This is a genomic window from Megasphaera geminata F0357, assembly GCF_000239275.1.
GTDB classification, from domain to species: Bacteria; Bacillota; Negativicutes; order Veillonellales; family Megasphaeraceae; genus Megasphaera; species Megasphaera geminata.
The window spans coordinates 94,480-116,467 of the sequence record NZ_JH417605.1 but is presented as its reverse complement, the minus strand read 5'-3'; the positions used below and the strand labels follow the sequence as shown (position 1 = coordinate 116,467).

The following is a 21,988-nucleotide window of genomic DNA, read 5'->3' as shown; positions in this document are numbered from 1 at the left end:
GGTACTCAAGTCTTTAAAATATTTTTCTAAACGGCTTTGTTGCCGGCAGGTGAGGACATGAAATTAACCAGACAATTATTTATGCGAAAACGTAAGGCCCTTATTGCAGCAGCTCTCATAGCATGCTGTGCAGTCGGTGTCTATGCCTATTTTCAATACACGGCAACATCACAAAACAGTGCGGCCACCGACACGGTTGAAGTTACACACATGAACATCAAATCCGTTGTATCGGCAACCGGTGTTATCAGCCCGGTCAACTCTGTCGAAGTTTCACCGAAAATTACGGCCCGCCTGAGTACCGTACCGGTTAAAGAAAATGACCGGGTCGAAAAGGGACAGGTTGTGGCAACACTGGACGGCAAGGACTACGCCGCTAAGAAAGACCAGGCACAATTCAAACTGACTAATGCGGAACTGAAATTCGAACGGACCAACTCATTGTACGAACAAGGGGCCGGCTCCAAGCAGGACTATGATGACGCAAAATTCGCCTATGATACGGCAGCCAGCGAACTGAGCGAGGCCGAATCGGACGTTGCCGAAACAGTCATTACGGCGCCGATGAGCGGCGTCATCGTCGGCGAACCGAAAACCCCCGGCACAATGGCCGTCCAAGGCAACAGCAATCCGACAGTCATCATGCGCATCGCCGATACGGGAACAAAGCAAATCATCGCCAAAGTCGACGAAACGGATATCGGCAAGATAAAGGTCGGTCAGGAAGCAACCTTTACCGTAGACACATATATGAACAAAACATTTACAGCCCATGTCTCCAAAATTTCTCAAACCGATACGGGTAACTCATGGGACACAACAAATACCGGCAGCACCACATCATCCTCACCTGCCGGCAAGTGTCATTTATTACTATGTCACCTTAGACGTTGACGACCCGAATGATGAACTTCGACTCGGCATGACAGCCCGCGTCGACATCAATACATCAGAAAAAGACAATGCTGTCGTTGTTCCCATTGCGGCGCTTAAAACCAATAATAACGGGGCTTACGTCATCGTTGTCCATGAAGACGGCTCGACGGAAAATGTTACTGTTACAACGGGTATATACAGTGACGAATACGTCGAAATTACACAAGGCCTCTCTGTAGGGGAAAAGGTATCGGTATCCTATACTTCAACCGAAAATAAATCAAGCCACCAAGGCGGAGGCCCCCCCATTTAAGGCAGGATAAAGATATGGATAAAATAATGATAGACTTACAGGACATCCGCAAAACATACCGCATCGGCTCACAGGATTTTGCCGCCCTTGCCGGTATTACACTGCAAATTGCAGAAGGCGAATTTGCAGCCCTTATGGGGCCGTCCGGATCCGGTAAGTCTACACTCATGAATATTCTCGGCTGTCTCGACCGCCCTACATCGGGATCTTACAAACTCGACGGCAGAGAGGTGGCAAACTTGTCCGACAATGAGTTGGCCTTAACAAGAAATAAAAGTATCGGCTTCGTATTCCAGAACTTTAATCTCCTGGGTCGTATTTCTGCCCTCGATAATGTTGCCCTTCCCCTAGTATATGCCGGTATAGGCAAGGAAGAACGGACAGAAAGGGCCATGGAAAAGCTCCGTGCCGTCGGTCTCGGCACATGGTCCCACCACAAACCGAACGAACTCTCCGGCGGGCAGCGGCAACGCGTCGCTATCGCCAGGGCACTGATCAATAATCCTCATATTATCATGGCCGACGAACCGACAGGCAACTTGGACACAAAGTCAACCCACGAAATTATGGATATTTTCGAAAGCTTACATCAGGAAAAGAAAACGATCATTCTCGTCACGCACGAACCGGAAATCGCCGCCCGTGCGAGCAGACAATTGCTGCTGAGTGACGGTGTAATTACGAAGGACGCCGGCAAAGGGGTGGTCATGGATGTTGTTTAGAGAAAGTATTTCCATTGCCTTAACGGCGCTTTGTTCCAATAAACTGCGTTCCGTTTTGACGATGCTCGGCATCATTATCGGAGTTGCCGCGGTTATCATCATGATTGCTATCGGTATGGGCGTCAAAAAGAACGTTACCGACTCCATCGCCAGTCTGGGCAGTAATATGCTCATCGTTACGCCGGGCTCAACGAACTCCCGCGGCGTCCGTTCGGCAGCCGGTTCTGGACAGAAACTGAAGCTTGATGACGCAACGGCAATTAAGAAAAAAATCAAGAATATAGATTATGTGGCGCCGACTGTAAACAGTGCCTACCAGATCGTCAACGGCAATGAAAACTGGAATACTTCCGTCTATGGCGTCACTCCGGAATACCTTAATATCCGGTCGCTTATTGTTACATCGGGCTCTTTCATCAGTCAGACTGACTTGGATTCTCGTAATCGCGTCGCGGTTATCGGCCCGACCGTAGCTTCCAATCTCTTCGGCACGGAAAATCCTGTAGGCCATAATATTCGTATCAACAACCAGCCTTTTAAAGTCATAGGGGTGCTGGAACCAAAAGGCCAGGCTTCAATGGGAGGAGATCAGGACGACGTTGTTCTCGTTCCGTTAACAACGGCACAGGAACGTCTCATGGGAATTACGTTCATTCGTTCCATCAATATCCAGGTATCTTCCCCCGACAAAATCAACGAAGTACAAAGTCAGGTGGAAGCATTGCTGCGTCAACGCCATCATATTACAAACGGCAAGGAAGACGACTTTACCGTCAACAACCTGACAAGCATCCTGGAAACCATGAACAGCACGACCGCCATGCTCACCCTCTTTCTCGGCAGTATCGCCGCAATCTCCCTCATTGTCGGCGGCATAGGCATCATGAATATCATGATGGTATCCGTCACGGAACGGACAAGGGAGATAGGCATCCGCAAGGCATTGGGCGCAACATATGAAACGATTATGACTCAATTTCTCATCGAAGCCGTCATTATCGGCGTAATCGGAGGTTTCCTGGGTATTCTCATCGGCATAGGTATCGCTGAAGCTGTCAAATCAAGCGGCGCCTTCACACCGGTTATCACGCTCAGTCCGATCATCATATCCTTCTCCTTTTCTGTCGGTATCGGACTCTTCTTCGGTATCTATCCGGCCAAAAAAGCGGCAAAACTCGATCCCATCGAAGCACTTCGATATGAATAAACTCAACATATGCCAAAGGTCCGACCGCACAGTCGGACCTTATTTTATGTTTATGTAAATTTTCTTTGCCGCCATATATGCTGTACAAACCCGATACCCGTACCTGCAGTCACAACCGCTGCTATACCTGCGGTTACTGCGGCAATACCCGCAGCATGCGGTCCCGGTCCCAGGAGCGCAAGACTCGTGCCGCAGGCGGCCGTCGCAAAGATGACAAGAGGAAAAGTAAAAGACGCCATAGTCGGATAAAATTTTTGTTCTCTCCAGAAGCGAATGATAACGACAAGGCTGCAAATATAGAAAAAAAGCCCCGACACGGCAAGAAAAACCAAGAGAGGTAAATCAGGCAAGCCCACCGTATGAATGTACGCGGAAAGACAAAGCGCCGGCGGGGCCGAAAAGATAACCAGCGTCGGTATTTCAAAGGGCTTCAGAGGGATATATCGCAAACGATAAAAAATAAGGCCGCCTATAAAAATATAGGCCGTAAGCCCCCAAGCAAGAAGTATTGTTACCAACCCGATACGGCTGAAGGGTTCCTCCGGAACGGAGGAACTTATCGCCCCTATGGTCCCGCCTGCAGTGAGAGGCATGGTTATAACCGAGATGACAATACCGACATAGACGACAAACCACGACGGCAGCACCCGTTCGAGCCGGAAATTACGAAGTGTCCGTTCCGTGAAATCGAGAATATACCAGCCGTGCCAAAGAAAGCCAATATACCGCAGACAAAGCCCCGGCACGGGATGAAGCTCGGAACCATAGCCGGAAAGGGCGAGGATCGTCATGGGCAATAAGGGAATAATCGGCGCCGTCAGCGGGTTCTCCTTTTCCTCTTTATAAAGAGGACTTTTCACATAGCGCAGCAGAAGACACACTAACAGCGCCGCAGCTGTCAGCCCGCACAGGTCTTGCAGAAAGACGGCATATGCTCCCAAAAGCCGGCCTAAGGAGGCGGTCGCCAAAGCTATTCCGGCAACGGGTAACGGTAACGAGGCAAAAAATTTCATATCCCCTCCGCAAGTACAAGGTCAACGGGCGGCAATATCTTTCAACGCGGCCGCGGCCGCCCGCACTTCTTCTTCCGTCGTATAAAGGCTGAAAGAAAAACGGACGATTCCCCGCTTATCCGTATGCAATTCTTTATGGATGAGAGGGGCGCAATGAAAACCGGCACGCGTAGCCATTTCAAATTCTTCCCAAAGAATCTCACCGACGAGGGCCGCTTCCGCTTCGCCGATATTGACGGCAAAGACATTAACGCGGGGCCGCCGGAAATCGGCATATAAGGTGAGATTGGGAATATCTTGTATCCCTGCCGTGAAAATATCTGCCAAATGTTGCTGCGTAGCCATGATCCCGTCCTCCCCCCGTTCCAGGAGCAGACGTACGCCTGCTGACAGTCCGGCAATACCGGCAATATTTTCCGTTCCCGCCTCAAAGACGCCCGGCACGGTATGAGGGAACTCACGGTCAAAGGTATGCAGCCCGTCGCCTCCCGTAATAAGAGGTTTCACGTCGAGTCCTGTGCGCACGACCATACCGCCGGTTCCGCCGGGACCGTAAAGAGACTTATGCCCCGTAAAGCAGGCTGCCGTAATGATACCGTCAGCCATATCGATCGGATAGGCACCGGCAGTCTGAGACATATCGACAATGAGCATAAGACCGTGTTTCTTACAAAACCGCTTGATAAAATCAAGATCCATGATGTTCCCTGTTACATTCGACGCGTGATTGCAAACAACGGCCTTTGTTTCGGAACGAAGAAGTTTTTCGAATTCATCATAATGCAGGGCCCCCGTCCCGGCATCGGACGTGACAAAGTCAAGGCTTGCCCCCGCCGCTTCAAGCTGATATAGAGGACGCAGGACAGCGTTGTGCTCCCATGTCGTCGAAATGATATGATCACCTGCACCTAACAGCCCTTTGATAATCATATTCAAGGCAACGGTCGAATTATGCGTGAAGGCGACTTCATATGCATTACCGGCACGAAAAAGGGTTTTTATATCTTCTTTAGCCGCCGCGATAATACGATAAGCACGCATGGCGTAATCATGTGCGCCGCGGGACGGATTACCGTATTCTCCTGCAGCTAACGCATCATAAACAGTTCTGGCAACGATTTCCGGCTTGTGTGCCGTCGTTGCGGCGTTATCAAAATACACAGTTAAAAACCTCCTCCGGAAAAAACCATCCGCACCGCCGCAGCAATATAAGTACAGTCAGTTATCTTACAAGCCGAAACGAGCAAAAATCGTATCAACGTGGCGGAGCATTTTTTTAACGTCAAAGCATTCCTCAATTTCTTCGTTTGTCATGACGGCAGCAATATCTTCGTCTTTTTTCAGGTTATCCAAGAAATCTTCCCCTTCAAGCCATCGTTTCATTGCATTACGCTGTACCCAACGGTATGCCTGTTCGCGAACGGCTCCTTTTTCGACAAGCGTATTAAGAAGAATGGGGCTGAAGATAAGGCCGCCTGTAAGTTTCAGATCTTGCATCATTTTTTCCGGATAAACGATAAGCCTGTCAATAACACGAGTGAACGTGGTGAGCATATAGTCGAGAGCAATCGTACTGTCCGGAAGAATGATGCGTTCCACGGAAGAATGAGAAATATCGCGTTCATGCCAGAGCGCTACATCTTCAAGAGCAGCCTGCGCATTGCCGCGGATAACACGGGCTAAGCCGCACATACGTTCGCATGTAACGGGATTACGCTTGTGCGGCATAATGGATGACCCTTTTTGTTTGGGACTGAAATATTCTTCCGCTTCGCGGACTTCCGTACGCTGAAGATGACGGATTTCCGTTGCGAATTTATCAATTGAGCTGGCAATAACGGCCAAGGTCGTCATGAATTCGGCATGACGGTCCCGCTGCAATGTTTGTGTCGAAACGGGCGACGGTGTAATATCCAGTTTTTTGCAGACATACTCTTCGACGAAAGGATCTATATCCGCATAAGTACCGACGGCACCGGAAATTTTGCCGACAGAAACGACATTTTTCGCACGCTTCATGCGTTTAATATTGCGTTCCGTTTCGGCAAGCCACACGCAGAGCTTTAAGCCGAAAGTTGTCGCTTCGGCATGAATGCCGTGCGTACGCCCGATAGTCGGCGTATATTTAAATTCAACGGCACGACGGCGTAAGACATTACGGAATGCTTCCAAATCCTTGCCAGGAGAATCTCAGAAGCTTGTTTTAACATGTAACCCAAAGCCGTATCCTTAACATCTGTAGACGTGAGTCCGAGATGGACATATTTTCCTGCTTCGCCGATATTTTCGGAAAGGTTGGAAACAAAAGCGGCAATATCATGATGCGTTTCCGCTTCTATTTCATGAATGCGTTCAACGGAGAAAGCCGCTTTTTCACGAATTTCTTCAGCTGCTTTTTTCGGAATATTGCCGAGTTCGGCCTGTGCTTCACTGGCAAGGATTTCCACCAGTTTCAGCGTATCCCATTCGTTCTGTTCACTCCAAATATGACCCATTGCTTCATTGGTATAGCGTTCAATCACGTTAACTCTCTCCTTTGTGCGCAAGCATGAATATAATTTATATTCTTTATTATACACCATATCAGGCGATTTTTTTATGTCTTTTAACTTATCTCAGTATCGTGCACTCCGGTACAACTTTTACTGAAGCGCGTTTCCGAAAGGCCGCCCGTTTCAGCTCCAGAAAAGCCCATGTGGCGGGATTGATCAATTTTAATCATTCATTAAGGATCTGTCCGTTTCTTACGGCTAAAACATCCCGCTCATTCACGGGATTATTTACACAAATATATACAAAAAGAAGGCATGCATCACACGATGTATGCCTTCTTCAATACACCTAGTCAATAACAAGGTCAGCATCTTCTTTTGCCGTTACATGGCCGATGATTTGCCCGCACGGCAGGCTGCCCTTCAATTCTCTTTCCAAAGCGATTGCGTCTTTTTCACTGACAGCGATCATGAGGCCGCCGGAAGTTTGCGGATCATAGAGAATATCCAGAACCGGGGCGCTCACATTACCTTCTATGCGAACATGGCCTTCCGTATAATCACGGTTGCGATAAGCTCCGGCAGGAATGAATCCCTGCTCTGCCATTGCAATCGCTTCTTCATGATACGGCACGTCCGCCGCATCCAGGTGAATGGTCACACCGCTTCCCGACGCCATTTCATAAGCATGCCCCATAAGGCCGAATCCGGTAATATCCGTACAGCTGTGTACATCATACTTGATCATGATATCACGGCCGTACTTGTTGAGTTCCGCCATTTCTTTGAAGAGCTGCCGTTCCAATGTTTCATCAACAAGGCCTACCTTGGCGGCCGTCGTCAAAATACCGACGCCAAGCGGCTTCGTCAGAAGCAAGATATCTCCTTCCCTGGCTGACGAGTTGCTGAGAAGTTGAGCGGGATGCATGAAACCGGTTACGGAAAGGCCGTACTTCGGTTCTTTATCTTCAATGGTATGCCCTCCCGTAATAAGCACGCCCGCTTCATAAGCCTTACTGTAGCCTCCCTGCAAAAGGTCCCGCACAGCCTCCTGCCCCATGGCCGAATTGATAGCCATAACATTCATTGCCAGTTTCGGTTCAGCGCCCATAGCGAAAATATCGCTTAACGAGTTTGCTGCCGCAATCTGTCCGAACGTATACGGATCGTCTACGATAGGAGGAAAAAAGTCGACGGACTGAACAATCGCCAAATCGTCGCGCACTACATAGACAGAGGCATCGTCACTCTTATCATACCCTACGATAAGACGATCATCGTGGTGGCGGGGAATGCCGTCCAACATTTGCGCCAGTACACCGGCGCCGATTTTAGCGCCTCAGCCGGCGCAGGACGCCATTTCCGTTAATTTAATATTACTGCTCATTGTAATCACCCTTTATGTCGAACTGTAAATCTGTTCAAAACCGTTGTCCGTTTCACGAACGACCTGTTCGACTTCACCACTTTCATCGCATTGATAGGTATAGTCGTCAGGTGCCTCGAAACGGGCACACGTGCCGCAAGACGAACTCAGGTTTCGCGGCACGGGCATCAATTCAATCGACGTCACCGAAGAGTGCGCTTCGTTTTTAAAACGAATGGCACCGAAGTGCGAGTAAAAAGTAGCGATATAACGCATGATCACACCTGTTTCTTCGTCTCTATTTCTTTTTAAAAACGAGCCGGAAATCGCCGCCTTCCGGGGTGGAAGTAACGGCATACCCGTTACGCGATACATAACGAGTTACATTTTCCATGGCCGTATGAGTGTCAACCATCATTTCATATTCCTGTTCACCGGATTCCAACGCTTTTTTTGCCATAATGACCGGTTCAGGGCAAGAATATCCTCTTGCGTCTATCATCGTAATCCCTCCTTTTTACGCGTTTTGCTTACGCGTATTTGCGACGGCGATAATGAATGCTATGACAAACCCGAAAATAACAGCCACTTCACCGTTAAATGTCGGGCCCGCACCGGAAGCGGCCAAGCCGAAATTATGCGAAAATGCCGCACCTGTCGCGAGTCCGAGAACGGCAATTGCCGAGTCGGAGTTGCCTTCGCCCGTTAAAATGAGCTGGCGTAAAGGGCAACCGCCGAGAAGAATGCTGCCGAAACCGGCAAGTGCCATGCCGAGAAGGTTCCACAGGCCGTCTGTATGGGCAATGGGCTGATTAGCGAAGCCCGGATGGAAGTTGCCGAATGCGAGATTTACGAGAAATGCCGCAACAAATACAGCTACAAACCCCATAATCAATTTTGTTTCGTGGAACAAAATTATATCACGAATACCGCCGACCATGCAAAGGCGCGTATACTGCGCCAAGCCGCCGACTACGAGACCGGCAATAAGGGATACCGCCCAGAATGCATGCGTTGCACCGGGACCTTTTTCACTGAAGAAGATAAAGGCGGGGGCCGTAACGAGAAGAATCAATAAAACAGCCGTAATAGCCGGCATCGCTGCCGAATCAAGTTTGGTAAGCGTATATGTGCGTTTCAGAGAATATCCTCTTTTAAGGAAAATCGTGCCGATACCGATGCCGACAGCAAAACCGACAAATCCCATAACGGCATTCCAGTCACCCCCGGCAAGACGAAGAATCAGGCGGAAGGGGCAACCCAGGAACATGAGGCATCCGATCATGACGAAAAAGCCGAGGACAAAACGCGTCAGCGGCGACGAACCGCCTTTCGTCTGATGTTCACCGCGGATAAGCGATAAGAAGAACGAACCTAAAATAAGACCGACAATTTCAGGACGAATATACTGTACAGGCGCGGCGCGGTGCAACCCCAGCCCGCCGACAGTATCGCGGACAAAGCAGGCAATGCAAAAACCCATGTTTGCGGGATTTCCGGCAAGAACCAGGAATCCGGCGATAGCGCCGATGATTAAACCGGCAATGATAATAGCTCGTTTTTCATGTGTTAATTCCAAAATAAATCCTCCTTTCAAATCCGAAAACTGCACCGTTCTGCATTACATATTTTATTTTTCTGTATTTAAATATCCTTATTAATATTTCTCATCCGGATATTTGAAAAACCTCCCCATGTCCACTATACTGAACGGAGTAAGGGAATTTACATGGAGGAGACAGAAAATGCAAAGAATATACTTGGACAACGGCGCGACAACCTTTCCGAAACCGGCGGCCGTACCCGCCGCCATGAGTGATTTCATCACAAACAGCGGGGTCAATATCAACCGCGGTTCTTATGCTCCCGCTTACGACACGGAAGAAAAAGTCTTCATGACCCGACTCTGGCTGAAAGAACTCTTCGGCGGCAGCGACGTGAAAAATGTTATTTTTACACAGAATGTAACTATGAGTTTAAACATGGTCATAAAAGGACTCTTTGGCAGAGGTGACCATCTCCTTGTTTCGGAAATGGAGCACAATGCCGTTATGCGTCCGATCGTGCAACTGGAAAAAGAAGGCCTTACCTTTGACAGGCTTCCCTGTCATAAAGACGGCAGCCTTATCCTCACAGAGATGGACAACTATGTCCGGCCCGAAACAAAAGCCGTAGTCATGACCCATGCTTCTAATGTATGCGGTACCGTTATGCCTTTAAAAGAAGTAGGCGCGTTCTGCAGGAAGCATAATCTCTTCTTTATTGTTGACGCGGCGCAAACGGCGGGGACAGTCCCCATCAATATGGCGGAGATGAACATTGGCGTCCTCTGCTTTACCGGTCACAAAGGGCTCCTCGGCCCGCAGGGCATCGGCGGTTTTGTCATCACCGATGAACTCGCCGAAGTAATGACACCCCTTTTGCAGGCGGCACAGGCAGCCTCTCTCATACGGAAGAGATGCCGGATTTTCTGCCGGATAAGTTCGAAGCGGGCACGCTGAACCTTCCCGGGATTATCGGTCTTCATGCGGCCCTGGAATTCGTCCGCACGGAAGGTATCGAAACCATCCATAAAAAGGAACTGTCTTTAACAGAACACTTTCTCACGGGAATCTCCGATATGACAAGCATTACCGTTGCCGGCAGGACGGATATCATTGATCGTACAGCCGTCGTTTCCATAGCTGCCGAGGACATGGACAACTCGGAAATAGCCGTTCGCTTAGAGTCGGAATACGGCATTTTAACTCGCGTCGGCCTTCACTGCGCACCGTCGGCCCATAAGACCTTAGGCACTTTCCCCTGCGGAACTGTACGCTTTTCTTTTGGTTATTTTAACACAAAAGAGGACATTGCTACAGCCATAAAAGCATTACATACCATTTGCGGCTGACGGAGTAAAAGACCTGCTCTTCCGGCCAGGTCTTTTATCGTCTATTCTGCCCCGAGTTTACCGCAGGCATCGGCACGGCAACGACTGCAATGGGTCATTTGCCGCATATTTTGCCCGATAAATTGACGCAAGCGATGAATGTCTTTCTGAGACGGTGTTTTTTTGCCTGCAAAAGGAGTGTCGTGAACGGGAATCATGGCCATACAGTTCATAATATTCGCGCCCCAGGCCTTCGCCTTGGCCGCGATTTCGGGAACATGATCCATATTGACCTCGGGAATGACGACTGTATTGATTTTTACGATCATGCCCTTTTTTTTCAACTTCCGAATACCTTCATCCTGGCGTTCCAAGAGAATTCTCGCACCTTCAATGCCTTTATAAGTTATGCCGTTGTAACGCACCCACGCATAGACATCGGCGCCTACTTCGGGCCGAACCGCATTAACCGTAACGGTCACGTGACTGACGCCTACAGAAATGATTTCATCAATATGTTCGGGCAACGCCAGTCCGTTCGTTGAGAGACAGAGCATAAGGTGAGGAAACCGGGCCTTACACTTCTCGAAAGTAGTCAGAGTTTCATCGGCATCAGCCATAGGATCCCCCGGTCCGGCAATACCGATAACGGAAATATCACTGCGCTTTGCAAAAAGTTTTTCCAGATACGGGACCGTTTCGTCAGGTTTGTATACCTTTTGGGTTACGCCGGGACGATTTTCGTTGGCACAATCATACATCCGGTTACAGAAATTACATTGGATATTGCAGTGCGGCGCAACCGGCAAATGTACGCGGCCCCAATTGACAGACGCTTCCTTATTGAAGCAGGGGTGATTATTAAGGAAGGACTGCGTCTTACTGCCTGTCATCATTTTTACCCTTTCGCCCGAATTTGATGGCATCGGCATGACACACATTCAGGCAATCACCGCAATTAGTACAGTTCATTTCGTCAGGACGCGTACCCATTTCACACTTACGCAAACATGCATCACAATTGTCGCAGGCTGCCGTCTTATAAACGCGGAAAAGAGAAATCTTGCGGACAAGTTCCATCGCTCCGCCGACGGGACATACAAAACGACACCAGAAGTTGGCAATAATAAGTGACGCCGCAATGAGCGAAACGACTATAACCGTACGAACGGCCCAGTACCAATCGGAAAACCGGACGGACATGATGACGGCATTAAAATATTCATCACTCGTACGGATCGGAATCATGACGCGCGGGTTATCATAGGCAAAGTATACCCACAACCCGATGAAGACGGTCAGAACCATGCCGATTTGTGCCAAACGCATGTACTTATTACGAACTTTCAACTTCGTAACAGCCAATTTACCGAGCAGTTGATTGACAAAACCGCTCGGACAGAGCCAACCGCAGAAAGCACGTCCCAAAAAGACGGCCAGAAGCGGAATAAAGAGCCAGAAACCGAAGAAGTAAGCGGTAATACGTCCCCAACAGGTGATGACAGGACATCGTTCACAATTGACAAAGGGAACGATAAAGGGACATCGGAATATTCCGTAATAGATCCATTTGCCCATGACTGCGAGGAAAACGAGTTGTACAAGACGACGCAGCTTGGGGAGGTAAAATTCTTTTGTTTTTGCATTATTGGACATCTTTTACGCCGAACCTTTCTATTAAATCCAGACCGCGAGCCGAATGAACGGACGTGAAACCGCCCTTCTCAAGAATTGACTGGCCTTCTTCGGAACGGACAAAATCCGCATAGTCATCTGCCAGCTTTTTATCCTGAACATACTTCATGATATTAATAGTAAAAGTAAGCGGTGCAGGCGGGATAAATTTCGGTTCAATAGGCATGTATTCAATCTTATCTTTGAAACGAGCATGCGTGGTAAGCCGTTTTTCAATGATGGAAACATCGCCTTTGCCCTCAATGAGACCGCACAGCATCTTGATAACACACGTTTCATTGACAGTCATGTTTTGCATGATCGGATCCGTAAGGCCCGACTTTTTCAAAATCCCCTGAACGGAGGCGCTGCCCGGTGGAGACGCGCCTAAAGGCAACATAACCCGAACACCCGGTTCGGACAAATCTTTAAGGTCACGAATGCCTGCCGGATTGCCCTTCGGTACTGCAATGACATAATCTGTAAAACAAAGCGGTTTAAACCCGAGGCTGATACCTTTTTTGCGCATATTCTGCGCCAGCTCCAGGCCGCGCGCACCGAAAACCTCGGTCTGCCCTTTAAGGGTCAACAGAGCCTTGCCCAGTGCGCCCGCAAACGCACCCGTATATTGAATATTATGCCCGGTTTTCGCTTCATATAAATCATTTATCTGAAGAAAAGCTTCCGATAATCCCCCGCAAGTCCAGACATCCAAAGAATCGGATTTAAACGGCGTATAACCCGCCGAAATCAGGTTCGGCACTGCAGTGGCGGCGGCTGTAGCGGCGACCGCACTCTTAATAAGCTGCCGTCTTGAAATCCGCTCTTTCCAAAAATTCATACTGACTGACCTCCTTTCTGTATAGACTTTATATATTATATCTTTGTTCTCATTTTTCGCATAATATTTATAAAAAATATCCATAATCAGCAGTCTGCCGATTATGGATGGTAATAAATTATGCAAAGTATGATTACTCTTTTTAATGATTAAAAGGTCACTTATTTTTTGGCTGAACCTTTCCGCTCCCGACAGGGATGACAAAACATGGTCCATCCTTGAGGAAAGTAGATATCAAACAGCCCGCAACAGACAGGTCCCCATGGCTATTAAAATATGACGCCCCGTTCCGGCATTAAATACAGTATCCTTAACGACGTTCCCGTTCACGGACGGCTATTTCCCGCCCGACCGTTACGCCTGCCGCCGATGCCTGAATAAGGCCGCGTGTAATCCCGGCGCCGTCGCCGATAGCAAAAAAATTCTTAATCTTCGTTTCCAGATTCGGGCTCAATTCAATGCGGTTCGAGTAGAATTTAACTTCCACCCCGTATAAAAGAGTATGCCGCGAATTGGCGCCGGGCGCCACCTTATCCAGCGCTTCAAGCATTTCTTTAATATCCTGCAAGTGCCTGTACGGTAAAACAAGCGACAAGTCACCGGGCGTTGCCTTATCCATAGTCGGGCGGACGAGTCCGCGCATGATTCGTTCAGGCGTAGAACGACGGCCGTCATTAAGATCCCCCAGACGCTGCACTATAACGCCGCCTCCGAGAATATTCGCAAGGTTGGCAATATATTTACCGTATTTAATCGGTTCCCTGAAAGGTTCTGTAAATTTTTTGGAAACAAGAACGGCAAAATTCGTATTTTCACTCTTCTTATGGGCATAACTATGGCCGTTTACCGTAAGCAGGCCGTCATTATTTTCTTCAACAACGAAATCAAAGGGGTCATGCAAAACGTGCGCACGCGGTCATCAAATGAACGGCTGAAATAAACAAGCTTCGACTCATAGATGACATCTGTAATAGATTCCAGAACTTCCGCCGGCATTTCCACACGCACACCGATATCCACGGCGTTACTGGTCAACTGAATACCGAGTTTTTCCGCTTCTTCCATAAACCATTCGGATCCCTCGCGGCCGGGAGCGCTGACAAGATAACGACAGCTGTAAAGCTGCCCGCCAATGATGACCCCTTTGATTTCATCCTCTTTCGCCACAATGTGTTCCACTGCCGTATCGGCCATGATATCTACTTTACCTTCAAGGAAATCGCGCATATTCGTCAGAATTTCCGCATTGACATCCGTCCCTAAATGACGGATACGCGCCGGTATAAGACGCAAGTCCGCCGCCGTAGCTTTGCGTTGCAGCTCACGGATAAGCTCCGTATGCTCGTCACCGTATACTTTACGTTCAGCGCCTCCGAAAAGACAGTATGTATCGTCTACATAATTGATTTTCTCCGTCAAATCGGCCTTGGACATATAATCATCCAGATTACCGCCGAATTCGGTCGTCAGAGTCAGCTTCCCGTCACTGAAGGCGCCGGCACCGCCCCAGCCGCAGACGACGTTACGCATCTTGTCTTTGGCGGGCGCATTCTTATTGCGGCTTGTCACTATACGCTCACGAATATCCTGCCCCTTTTCGACCATAAGGATTTTCAGTCCCTTATCGGCCAGCTCCAGAGCCGTAAAGATACCGGCGGGACCGGCGCCGATAATAATCAGATCATAGGCTTTAACGGGTTTCATTATTCATTTCTCCTCTGCCGAAGATTCGGCGCAATGTGCTATAATAACGTAGACCATGCAGTATGGAAAGGAGTTCCTCATGTCACGTCACAGGCAACGTCACCGCGATTACGATATATCTGATCCGCAAAGAGATTTACACTTGCAAATCGGCATCTTTTTGTGGACCCTCCTGCTTATGATTATACTACTTACAGGTTTCTTTTTCCAAACACCCGTTACTGTCTCGGCAACCGTCGGAGGCGTTCTCTTATTTTCAACAATTGCCCTTTATATTAAATTCAAACGCTTTTATACTCTTCGTGACAGAGGCCAACGAACCTGGTGCGCCGTAATCGCTCTCTATATCAGTTTCATCCTGACGAGCGGCTGTCTCTACGTCTATGGGCAAACGGAAGTACTGACCTGGGATTACGGTCTCGTCTTCCTCTTCGGCTTCCTCTTCTTCACCGATATGGCGTACAAGAGTCTGTCCCGCACAATGGTTGTCGGCAACAAACGCGTGCGGCAAAATCGCCACTGATACAATCAAACTGCCGGACGCGCCTATTCCCATACAAAAACGGTAACGCGATTACTCCCGTTACCGCAAGCAACTAAAACAAAAACCTCATCCCGAAGGATGAGGTTTTTCTCGATGGTGGGCGATGACAGGATCGAACTGCCGACATCTTGCTTGTAAGGCAAGCGCTCTCCCAGCTGAGCTAATCGCCCGAGTGTGGTGACCCCTACGGGATTCGAACCCATGTTATCGCCGTGAAAGGGCGGTGTCTTAACCACTTGACCAAGGGGCCGTGGCTCCTCAAGTAGGACTCGAACCTACGACAAATCGGTTAACAGCCGATTGCTCTACCAACTGAGCTATTGAGGAATATACAATTTCCTCTAAAGAGAAAAATGGAGCGGAAAACGAGGCTCGAACTCGCGACCCCCACCTTGGCAAGGTGGTGCTCTACCACTGAGCTACTTCCGCATGACAACAAATATGTTATCATAACTTTTTTACTCTTGTCAATGATTTTATGATCGGCCATTGTGATTTCTCTCTGTAACCACCATCAGGATGCCCGTTCATAGTAACAGAACGGCGATCTGCTGTCAAGTCGGACACCCCGGCCGGCCTGTCGATGACAAAACTTTATTTTATGATGTCTGCAACCAATCGATATACATCTTCATGAATAGATTCAGCAGAACGCAATTCACCGTCAACGGCACAAGCAACTTTCTGCCAGCCGTATTTATCAGCCAATTCACCGTATGCGGCATGGCATTTGCGAAGAAAATCACGATCTTTTTCATGAATATCTCCCGTTTCACCGCCGGTTTTTCCCGTGCGCACAGCCATCAGCCGCTCACTGACATCCTGCGGTACGTCCAGAAGAATCACTCCATCCGGTTCGGGCAATCCGAGCTTATGAAACTCAAATTCCCAAATCCAGTCAAGGTATTCTTCCTTTTCTGCAGGATCATTTATCTTTATCATCTGATATAGCATATTGCTCGTCGTATACCTGTCAGCGAGGACAATACCGCCGGCAGTCAGAAATCCCTTCCATTTTCGCTCATATGAAGCTACCCGGTCGACCGCATAAAAGGCCGAAGCGGCATACGGATTTACGGCGTCCGCTTTGGCGCCGAAATCACCGCGTAAGTACATCTTCACAAGTGCGCTTGATTCACTGCTGTAATCAGGAAAGGCAACGGCCATAACAGAATGACCGTCCGTTCGCAGACGGCGACGCAGAAGTTCCGTCTGCGTCGCTTTACCGCTGCCGTCACTGCCTTCAATAATAATTAATTTTCCTGCTGCCATATGTTCTCCTATGTCGGGATAATCTGCAAGGTCCGCACAGTCTTATCCATACAACCGTGTGCATCATATCCTTCACTTCGTTTCTTCTTTATATATGTGACGCACTGGGCAGTCACTTTCTCACCGGGAGTCAGGACAGGTATACCGGGCGGGTAAAAAATCACCGGTTCTGCCGCTACGCAACCGACTGCATGTGTAAGAGCGCACGGTTTTGCCGATCGCTGCCAGGCTTGACGCGGCGACAGGGCTACTGTCGGTTCCGGCAGCGGTATTTCTTCATATGTGCCGGCACCTGCCGTAACATCGTGTTTTGCGGAAATTGCCCGACACGCTGCAACGAGTGCCTGCACACTTTCTTCATCGTCTCCGATAGTAATGAGACAGAGAACATGTCCGCCGGCAGTAAGTTCCGCTTCTACGCCTTCATGACGTAGAAATTTTTCCGCTTCTGCGCCGGTCAATCCGAGACCGCTGAAATCAATAGTGATCTTCGTCTCATCAAAGGCGGAAACTCCTTCATATGCGGTAATTTCCGCACCGAAAGAACATATGCCGGGAATCTTATTCAGGTCGATCCTGGTTTGTCGAGCCAGTTCCAATGTCCTGCAGAGCAGCGTTTCTCCTTCAAGCGCCAATTGTTGCCGCGCGCTGTCAAGAGACGCCAGAAACCAATAATGCGGACTCGTAGACTGAACGAGCTGCATGGCTGCGGCAACTCTGTCAATAAACGGCAAATTTCGCCGGCAATGGAGCATCGAGGTCTGCGTCAAAGAACCTGTTGATTTATGCGTACTCTGGGCCACACAATCCGCGCCGTACGCCAAAGCGGACAACGGTAATTCGGGATGCATCCCGAAATGGGCGCCGTGCGCTTCATCAACAAGAACATACATACCTGCCTCATGAGCAAAAGATACCATCCGTTTTAAATCGACACAAACACCGTCATACGTAGGGTAGGTAAAAAGGACGGCTTTTGCCTGCGGATGGGCTGCCGCAACCCGTTTCAATTCAGCCGGGTCGGAACCGAGTGAAACCTGTTCAGGTACGGCAAAACGGCTTTTCATATAGACCGGTACGGCGCCGCTCAAAATAAGTCCGTTCATGACACTTTTATGGGCTTCTCTGGAAATGATGATTTCATCTCCTTCCTTGCAGACAGCCAGAATCATGGCTTCTACGCAGGCCGTCGTCCCGTTAACGGAAAAGAAGGTCCTGCCCGCACCGTACAGGTCGGCGGCCAGCTCCATGGCTTCGCCTAAAGGGCCGCCGGGATCAAACAGATCATCCAACGCATACATGAGCCCCAGATCTCGGCGCAAGGCATCTCCGAAAAGCTTCCGCAGGTAGGCTGATCCCCCCTTGCCGAGCTTATGCCCCGGCGTATGATAAGAAAAAAACCGTTCGTTACAATACTCCTCCAATGCCGTTACAAAAGGAGCCGCAATCTGTTTTCTATTCATTAGCCACCTCATGGGGAGCCGTAACGAAAATTTTCAGCAAATCCGCCGTCTCCGCTTTCCAGGTTTTCATCTGCTCCAGCGCATAATGCAGAGAACGGTGAATAGGATACCGATATAATTCCCCAGGCTTTACCCAGGCATAAGTCAAATGCTCACGGGAGACACAAACATCGTTTTTATCGGTCGTAGCCATAAAGATTAACCCGTTCAAAAGCTGTCCGTTCCGTTTCTTATATTGCCATGTACCGGCAATACCGTCCACGTTAATGTGCAGCCCCGTTTCTTCCGCTACTTCCCGTTTCAGGGCGGCAAGAAAATTTTCACCGCGCCGCAGGCCGCCGCCGGGAAACTCCCAATGATGCACCTTTTCGCCGTCATTTTTCTGCAAGAGCAGCAGTTTTCCCTCAAAAAAAATCATTGCTTTCACACTTAAATCTATAGTTGTGTCTCCGGCCTGTACCATACGTACCTCCACACAAATACAAATAAATCGCCGTGATTGTATTATTGTACCATAAGTAGCATACCTGCGATAGTAGAGACGACGGTACAGTTGAGCGGTCTTATACGGTGATTCTGTCTATTTACAAACCGAGTATTCTCGCAATAAAATATAAGTACAGTTTTTTTTCGAGGAGGTACATGTATGTCTGCAAAAAGAGTCTTGGCTATTCATGATCTATGTTCTTTCGGCCGTTGCTCCCTAACGGCCGCCATCCCCGTCATTTCCGTATTGGGAAGTCAAGTATGCCCTTTTCCCACGGCTGTATTCAGCAACAATTTGACTTACGGTGAATTTACGAGCACCGACCTGACACAGCAAATGCCGGGCCTCATCACTATGTGGGAAAAGCTCAATCTTCATTATGACGCCGTCTACAGCGGTTTTCTCGCAGGCCCCGCCCAGGTAGACCTTGTTAAAGAAACAATTGACCGCTTTGCCTCTGCAGACAGTTTAACCGTCGTCGACCCGGCAATGGCCGATAACGGCGCCCTTTATCCCGTCTTCGATACATCTATCATCGCTGCTATGCGGTCACTTATCGCCAAAGCCGATTTAATTACACCGAATTATACGGAAACCGCCTTCCTCCTGGAAACCGCTCCCGATACCGCCACTATGCCGACAACAAAAAGCTTGCTCGAAAAATGCCGCGCTCTCGTTAAAATGGGTCCGAAACAAATCATTATTACGAGCGTACCCACAGCTGAAGGCATCAAAAATATCAGCTATGACGGTATGAGTGAATCTTTTGACGAAGCGATCACTCACAGAGTGGACTTTTCCACCTGCGGTACCGGCGATCTCTTTACGAGTACGGTTACAGGCTTGCTTTTACGAGGCAGCGATCTGCACGGTGCCGTAAAAACAGGAACTACATTCTTGACTCATGCCATTGAATATACACGCAAAGCCGGCTCGGATCCGCGAGAAGGCGTACAAATCGAACCGTGCCTCGGCCTTTTGGCGACACCGGAAAAATTATAATAAAAAAAGAGGGAAGGCTAAGAAATGAGGTATGAGGTGACCTCAAAAGCCTTCCCCCTTTTATGTCACAGGACCATTACAAGTGTTCCTGCCGCAATAAGAATCGCACCGGCAAGTGTCTTTGCCGTCAAGGCTTCACCGGCAAACAATGCCGCCAGACCCACTGTCAGAACAATGCTGAACTTATCGATTGCCACAACTTGGCCGACCTTACCCATCTGCAGGGCCTTGAAGTAACAAATCCAGGAAAATCCTGTTGCCAATCCGGAAAGGACGAGAAAAATCCAGTTGCGCCGTGAAAAAGCATGGATATGCTGCATGTCGCCGGAAGCCCAAACTATCCCCCACGAGAAGAGCAGAACGACAGCCGTCCGAACGGCTGTCGCCAAGGTCGAATTAACCCCGTCTAATCCGAGTTTGGCTAATACTGTAGTCAACGCCGCAAACAAAGCCGATGCCAATGCATATACAAGTACCACGAAATCGCCTTCTCCCATCGTTTCTTTCACCGCCGTAATACACTGAACGGGAACCGCCCGTTGTTGCTGCTTCATATATTCTTTAAAAACGCAGCATAGAACGCAAGAAATTCTGCGTCCGTTCATTTTCAGGATGCTCAAAGATCCGTTCAGGCTTACCTTCTTCCTGAATAATACCGTCCGCCATAAAAATAACTCTGTCCGCCACTTCTCTGGCAAAGGCCATTTCGTGAGTAACAATAATCATGGTCGTTTCTATCATCGGCCAGCTGCTTAATGGTGCGTGAGACTTCACCGGTCAATTCCGGATCGAGTGCCGATGTCGGCTCATCGAAAAGCATAATATCCGGTTTCATAGCCAAGGCGCGCGCGATAGCGACACGCTGTTTCTGTCCTCCTGACAACTGAGACGGATAAACATCCCGTTTTTCTTCAAGACCGACCTTATGCAAAAGCTGTTCCGCCAAAGGAAGAATTTCCGTATCTTTCATTCCTTTAACGACACGCGGCGCTTCAAGAATGTTATCGAGAACCGTCATGTGCGGAAAAAGATTAAATTGCTGGAATACCATACCCATACGGCGGCAGATCTCACGCACTTTAGCCGGTGCCGCATACACGGCCCGCCTGCTGCCGTCCGGCTGACTGGCCATTATTTCACCTTCCACAATGATTTCGCCTTTATCAATTTTTTCAAGTTCACAAAAACAACGCAAGAATGTACTCTTACCGCTGCCGGACGGACCGATGATAGAAACGACTTCGCCCGCGTCCATATGGAGGGTAACGTCTTTTAATACTTCCAAATTCCCGAAGTATTTGCCTATATGATTCATTTCAATAAAGCTCATCACTTCCCCTCCTAACCTTCATATACATTAAAACGTTTTTCAAGATACATGAACAACCGCGTCAGAACAAAAGTAAATATCAAATAGAACACGGCTGCCACAACAAAAGCCGTCGTATCGAAGTCACGCTGTACAATGGAGCGGGTAATGCGGAGAATATCGTTCATCGCCAGGACATACACGAGAGACGTGTCTTTTAAAAGATTGATCGTTTCATTCGCGACAGGCGGTAAAACCCGTTTTATCACCTGCGGTAAAATAATACGGCGCATCGTCTGACCGTAGGTCATGCCCAGGACTTTTGCACCCTCGTATTGTCCCCTGTCAATCGACTGAATGCCGCCGCGGAAAATTTCCGCAAAATATGCTGCATAGTTGAAGACAAAAGCAATGATAGCGGCCGGGAAATCGGGCAACCGCAGGCCTTCAATGATAAAGGGCAACCCATAATAGATAAAAAGGATCTGCAACATAAGCGGCGTGCCGCGCATTAAATAAATATAAGCCGCCATAAATTTACGAAGCGGCACAAGAGGCGCAAGCCGGGCCATCGCCATTAAAATACCGAGGGGTAAACTGAAAACTATGGTAATAACAAAAATTTTTAATGTTACTTGTAAACCTTCCGCAACGGAAGGGACAATTGTAAGAACGTAATCCATGAAAACTCCTCTGAACGCAAACGAAATGAGGGACCGGAGCCCCTCATTCGCAAGTTTGCAAATTATTTACGGACTTTAATCGTAATATCTTCACCGAACCATTTCTGTGATAAGGTTGTCATCGTGCCGTCTTCACTCATCTGTCGGA

At 48.7% G+C, this 21,988-nt stretch carries 22 protein-coding genes, 4 tRNA genes and 3 pseudogenes; 8 read left to right on the top strand and 21 right to left on the bottom strand.

Features of this window, described 5'->3' with window-relative positions:
• Positions 1 to 57 precede the first annotated feature (57 nt).
• From HMPREF0080_RS07245 to HMPREF0080_RS07235, 4 genes are read left to right on the top strand one after another with little or no spacing between them, the layout of a single operon-like run.
• Positions 58 to 894, top strand: a complete 837-nt coding sequence (locus tag HMPREF0080_RS07245) for an efflux RND transporter periplasmic adaptor subunit (protein ID WP_006790754.1) — start codon at positions 58 to 60, stop codon at positions 892 to 894.
• Positions 895 to 922: 28 nt separating this feature from the next.
• On the top strand, positions 923 to 1,189 hold the full coding sequence (locus HMPREF0080_RS10965) for a permuted SH3 domain-containing protein (RefSeq protein WP_006790753.1): 267 nt from the start codon (positions 923 to 925) through the stop codon (positions 1,187 to 1,189).
• Between the two features lie 14 nt (positions 1,190 to 1,203).
• Positions 1,204 to 1,911, top strand: coding sequence for an ABC transporter ATP-binding protein (locus HMPREF0080_RS07240; protein ID WP_006790752.1), 708 nt, complete (start codon positions 1,204 to 1,206; stop codon positions 1,909 to 1,911).
• Positions 1,901 to 3,118, top strand: coding sequence for an ABC transporter permease (locus tag HMPREF0080_RS07235; RefSeq protein ID WP_006790751.1), 1,218 nt, complete (start codon positions 1,901 to 1,903; stop codon positions 3,116 to 3,118). The genes HMPREF0080_RS07240 and HMPREF0080_RS07235 overlap by 11 nt, the downstream gene beginning before the upstream one ends.
• Before the next feature lie 50 nt (positions 3,119 to 3,168).
• Here the strand turns inward: HMPREF0080_RS07235 and HMPREF0080_RS07230 are convergent, their stop codons facing one another.
• The 7 genes and pseudogenes from HMPREF0080_RS07230 to yedE form a co-directional block, all read right to left on the bottom strand.
• Positions 3,169 to 4,131 carry an SLAC1 family transporter gene (locus tag HMPREF0080_RS07230; protein WP_006790750.1) on the bottom strand — a complete coding sequence of 321 codons (963 nt, stop codon included), beginning with the start codon at positions 4,129 to 4,131 and terminating at the stop codon, positions 3,169 to 3,171.
• A 21-nt stretch (positions 4,132 to 4,152) separates the two neighbouring features.
• Positions 4,153 to 5,292 (bottom strand): aminotransferase class V-fold PLP-dependent enzyme, encoded by a 1,140-nt coding sequence (locus HMPREF0080_RS07225; RefSeq protein WP_006790749.1) that lies wholly within the window; start codon positions 5,290 to 5,292, stop codon positions 4,153 to 4,155.
• A 66-nt stretch (positions 5,293 to 5,358) separates the two neighbouring features.
• Positions 5,359 to 6,653: pseudogene (purB, locus tag HMPREF0080_RS07220) on the bottom strand (adenylosuccinate lyase).
• A gap of 319 nt (positions 6,654 to 6,972) precedes the next feature.
• Positions 6,973 to 8,010, bottom strand: coding sequence for a selenide, water dikinase SelD (gene selD / locus HMPREF0080_RS07215; RefSeq protein WP_083817920.1), 1,038 nt, complete (start codon positions 8,008 to 8,010; stop codon positions 6,973 to 6,975).
• Between the two features lie 12 nt (positions 8,011 to 8,022).
• Positions 8,023 to 8,265 carry a putative Se/S carrier protein gene (locus HMPREF0080_RS07210; RefSeq protein ID WP_006790743.1) on the bottom strand — a complete coding sequence of 81 codons (243 nt, stop codon included), beginning with the start codon at positions 8,263 to 8,265 and terminating at the stop codon, positions 8,023 to 8,025.
• A gap of 22 nt (positions 8,266 to 8,287) precedes the next feature.
• Positions 8,288 to 8,491 (bottom strand): sulfurtransferase TusA family protein, encoded by a 204-nt coding sequence (locus HMPREF0080_RS07205; RefSeq protein WP_006790742.1) that lies wholly within the window; start codon positions 8,489 to 8,491, stop codon positions 8,288 to 8,290.
• A gap of 15 nt (positions 8,492 to 8,506) precedes the next feature.
• The gene (gene yedE / locus HMPREF0080_RS07200; RefSeq protein ID WP_040347467.1) at positions 8,507 to 9,568 is read right to left on the bottom strand and encodes a YedE family putative selenium transporter; all 1,062 of its coding nucleotides are present in this window, start codon (positions 9,566 to 9,568) and stop codon (positions 8,507 to 8,509) included.
• A 166-nt stretch (positions 9,569 to 9,734) separates the two neighbouring features.
• Between yedE and HMPREF0080_RS11390 the strand changes: the two genes are divergently transcribed.
• Both HMPREF0080_RS11390 and HMPREF0080_RS11385 read left to right on the top strand, forming a co-directional pair.
• Positions 9,735 to 10,490, top strand: a complete 756-nt coding sequence (locus tag HMPREF0080_RS11390) for an aminotransferase class V-fold PLP-dependent enzyme (RefSeq protein ID WP_280959845.1) — start codon at positions 9,735 to 9,737, stop codon at positions 10,488 to 10,490.
• Entirely contained in the window at positions 10,448 to 10,882 is a 435-nt protein-coding gene (locus tag HMPREF0080_RS11385; protein ID WP_006790739.1) for an aminotransferase class V-fold PLP-dependent enzyme, read from the top strand. The genes HMPREF0080_RS11390 and HMPREF0080_RS11385 overlap by 43 nt, the downstream gene beginning before the upstream one ends.
• A gap of 41 nt (positions 10,883 to 10,923) precedes the next feature.
• Here the strand turns inward: HMPREF0080_RS11385 and HMPREF0080_RS07190 are convergent, their stop codons facing one another.
• The 4 genes and pseudogenes from HMPREF0080_RS07190 to HMPREF0080_RS11550 all read right to left on the bottom strand — a co-directional run bounded on the left by HMPREF0080_RS07190 (position 10,924) and on the right by HMPREF0080_RS11550 (position 15,080).
• Positions 10,924 to 11,757, bottom strand: a complete 834-nt coding sequence (locus HMPREF0080_RS07190) for a radical SAM protein (protein ID WP_245527258.1) — start codon at positions 11,755 to 11,757, stop codon at positions 10,924 to 10,926.
• Positions 11,741 to 12,517, bottom strand: a complete 777-nt coding sequence (locus tag HMPREF0080_RS07185; RefSeq protein WP_006790737.1) for a 4Fe-4S binding protein — start codon at positions 12,515 to 12,517, stop codon at positions 11,741 to 11,743. Before HMPREF0080_RS07185 ends, HMPREF0080_RS07190 begins: the two co-directional genes overlap by 17 nt.
• The gene (locus tag HMPREF0080_RS07180; RefSeq protein ID WP_040347487.1) at positions 12,507 to 13,376 is read right to left on the bottom strand and encodes a substrate-binding domain-containing protein; all 870 of its coding nucleotides are present in this window, start codon (positions 13,374 to 13,376) and stop codon (positions 12,507 to 12,509) included. Before HMPREF0080_RS07180 ends, HMPREF0080_RS07185 begins: the two co-directional genes overlap by 11 nt.
• Before the next feature lie 310 nt (positions 13,377 to 13,686).
• Positions 13,687 to 15,080 (bottom strand): annotated as a pseudogene (locus tag HMPREF0080_RS11550) (NAD(P)/FAD-dependent oxidoreductase).
• Between the two features lie 178 nt (positions 15,081 to 15,258).
• On the opposite strand from HMPREF0080_RS11550, the gene HMPREF0080_RS07170 reads away from it, so the two are divergent.
• Positions 15,259 to 15,603 (top strand): hypothetical protein, encoded by a 345-nt coding sequence (locus HMPREF0080_RS07170; RefSeq protein WP_245527256.1) that lies wholly within the window; start codon positions 15,259 to 15,261, stop codon positions 15,601 to 15,603.
• Positions 15,604 to 15,718: 115 nt separating this feature from the next.
• Here the strand turns inward: HMPREF0080_RS07170 and HMPREF0080_RS07165 are convergent.
• The 7 genes from HMPREF0080_RS07165 to HMPREF0080_RS07135 all read right to left on the bottom strand — a co-directional run bounded on the left by HMPREF0080_RS07165 (position 15,719) and on the right by HMPREF0080_RS07135 (position 18,822).
• Positions 15,719 to 15,794 (bottom strand) — tRNA-Val (locus tag HMPREF0080_RS07165).
• A gap of 5 nt (positions 15,795 to 15,799) precedes the next feature.
• Positions 15,800 to 15,874, bottom strand: a tRNA-Glu gene (locus tag HMPREF0080_RS07160).
• 1 nt (position 15,875) lies between these two features.
• Positions 15,876 to 15,951, bottom strand: a tRNA-Asn gene (locus HMPREF0080_RS07155).
• Positions 15,952 to 15,978: 27 nt separating this feature from the next.
• Positions 15,979 to 16,053 (bottom strand) — tRNA-Gly (locus HMPREF0080_RS07150).
• Between the two features lie 165 nt (positions 16,054 to 16,218).
• Positions 16,219 to 16,896 (bottom strand): dTMP kinase, encoded by a 678-nt coding sequence (locus HMPREF0080_RS07145; protein WP_006790731.1) that lies wholly within the window; start codon positions 16,894 to 16,896, stop codon positions 16,219 to 16,221.
• A gap of 8 nt (positions 16,897 to 16,904) precedes the next feature.
• Entirely contained in the window at positions 16,905 to 18,359 is a 1,455-nt protein-coding gene (locus tag HMPREF0080_RS07140) for an aminotransferase class I/II-fold pyridoxal phosphate-dependent enzyme (RefSeq protein ID WP_006790730.1), read from the bottom strand.
• Positions 18,352 to 18,822 carry an NUDIX domain-containing protein gene (locus HMPREF0080_RS07135; protein ID WP_006790729.1) on the bottom strand — a complete coding sequence of 157 codons (471 nt, stop codon included), beginning with the start codon at positions 18,820 to 18,822 and terminating at the stop codon, positions 18,352 to 18,354. Before HMPREF0080_RS07135 ends, HMPREF0080_RS07140 begins: the two co-directional genes overlap by 8 nt.
• Positions 18,823 to 19,005: 183 nt before the next feature.
• Between HMPREF0080_RS07135 and HMPREF0080_RS07130 the strand changes: the two genes are divergently transcribed.
• On the top strand, positions 19,006 to 19,848 hold the full coding sequence (locus HMPREF0080_RS07130) for a pyridoxamine kinase (RefSeq protein ID WP_040347466.1): 843 nt from the start codon (positions 19,006 to 19,008) through the stop codon (positions 19,846 to 19,848).
• A 65-nt stretch (positions 19,849 to 19,913) separates the two neighbouring features.
• On the opposite strand, the gene HMPREF0080_RS07125 is transcribed toward HMPREF0080_RS07130, so the two are convergent.
• The 3 genes and pseudogenes from HMPREF0080_RS07125 to HMPREF0080_RS07115 all read right to left on the bottom strand — a co-directional run bounded on the left by HMPREF0080_RS07125 (position 19,914) and on the right by HMPREF0080_RS07115 (position 21,840).
• Positions 19,914 to 20,453, bottom strand: coding sequence for an EamA family transporter (locus HMPREF0080_RS07125; RefSeq protein WP_245527255.1), 540 nt, complete (start codon positions 20,451 to 20,453; stop codon positions 19,914 to 19,916).
• Positions 20,410 to 21,178 (bottom strand): annotated as a pseudogene (locus tag HMPREF0080_RS07120) (amino acid ABC transporter ATP-binding protein). The gene HMPREF0080_RS07125 and the pseudogene HMPREF0080_RS07120 overlap by 44 nt, the downstream one beginning before the upstream one ends.
• Positions 21,179 to 21,189: 11 nt before the next feature.
• Entirely contained in the window at positions 21,190 to 21,840 is a 651-nt protein-coding gene (locus HMPREF0080_RS07115; RefSeq protein ID WP_006790725.1) for an amino acid ABC transporter permease, read from the bottom strand.
• Positions 21,841 to 21,988 lie beyond the last annotated feature (148 nt).

Excerpts from the sequence above, each read along its gene's own strand:
- HMPREF0080_RS11390 (WP_280959845.1), top strand. The coding sequence starts at position 9,735 with ATGCAAAGAATATACTTGGACAACGGCGCGACAACCTTTCCGAAACCG.
- HMPREF0080_RS07245 (WP_006790754.1), top strand. The coding sequence starts at position 58 with ATGAAATTAACCAGACAATTATTTATGCGAAAACGTAAGGCCCTTATT.
- HMPREF0080_RS10965 (WP_006790753.1), top strand. The coding sequence starts at position 923 with ATGACAGCCCGCGTCGACATCAATACATCAGAAAAAGACAATGCTGTC.
- HMPREF0080_RS07185 (WP_006790737.1), bottom strand. The coding sequence starts at position 12,517 with ATGTCCAATAATGCAAAAACAAAAGAATTTTACCTCCCCAAGCTGCGT.
- HMPREF0080_RS11385 (WP_006790739.1), top strand. The coding sequence starts at position 10,448 with ATGCCGGATTTTCTGCCGGATAAGTTCGAAGCGGGCACGCTGAACCTT.
- HMPREF0080_RS07180 (WP_040347487.1), bottom strand. The coding sequence starts at position 13,376 with ATGAATTTTTGGAAAGAGCGGATTTCAAGACGGCAGCTTATTAAGAGT.
- HMPREF0080_RS07205 (WP_006790742.1), bottom strand. The coding sequence starts at position 8,491 with ATGATAGACGCAAGAGGATATTCTTGCCCTGAACCGGTCATTATGGCA.
- HMPREF0080_RS07170 (WP_245527256.1), top strand. The coding sequence starts at position 15,259 with ATGATTATACTACTTACAGGTTTCTTTTTCCAAACACCCGTTACTGTC.
- HMPREF0080_RS07125 (WP_245527255.1), bottom strand. The coding sequence starts at position 20,453 with ATGAACGGACGCAGAATTTCTTGCGTTCTATGCTGCGTTTTTAAAGAA.
- HMPREF0080_RS07230 (WP_006790750.1), bottom strand. The coding sequence starts at position 4,131 with ATGAAATTTTTTGCCTCGTTACCGTTACCCGTTGCCGGAATAGCTTTG.
- HMPREF0080_RS07235 (WP_006790751.1), top strand. The coding sequence starts at position 1,901 with ATGTTGTTTAGAGAAAGTATTTCCATTGCCTTAACGGCGCTTTGTTCC.
- HMPREF0080_RS07210 (WP_006790743.1), bottom strand. The coding sequence starts at position 8,265 with ATGCGTTATATCGCTACTTTTTACTCGCACTTCGGTGCCATTCGTTTT.
- HMPREF0080_RS07115 (WP_006790725.1), bottom strand. The coding sequence starts at position 21,840 with ATGGATTACGTTCTTACAATTGTCCCTTCCGTTGCGGAAGGTTTACAA.
- HMPREF0080_RS07135 (WP_006790729.1), bottom strand. The coding sequence starts at position 18,822 with ATGGTACAGGCCGGAGACACAACTATAGATTTAAGTGTGAAAGCAATG.
- HMPREF0080_RS07190 (WP_245527258.1), bottom strand. The coding sequence starts at position 11,757 with ATGATGACAGGCAGTAAGACGCAGTCCTTCCTTAATAATCACCCCTGC.
- HMPREF0080_RS07140 (WP_006790730.1), bottom strand. The coding sequence starts at position 18,359 with ATGAATAGAAAACAGATTGCGGCTCCTTTTGTAACGGCATTGGAGGAG.
- HMPREF0080_RS07145 (WP_006790731.1), bottom strand. The coding sequence starts at position 16,896 with ATGGCAGCAGGAAAATTAATTATTATTGAAGGCAGTGACGGCAGCGGT.
- HMPREF0080_RS07130 (WP_040347466.1), top strand. The coding sequence starts at position 19,006 with ATGTCTGCAAAAAGAGTCTTGGCTATTCATGATCTATGTTCTTTCGGC.
- HMPREF0080_RS07240 (WP_006790752.1), top strand. The coding sequence starts at position 1,204 with ATGGATAAAATAATGATAGACTTACAGGACATCCGCAAAACATACCGC.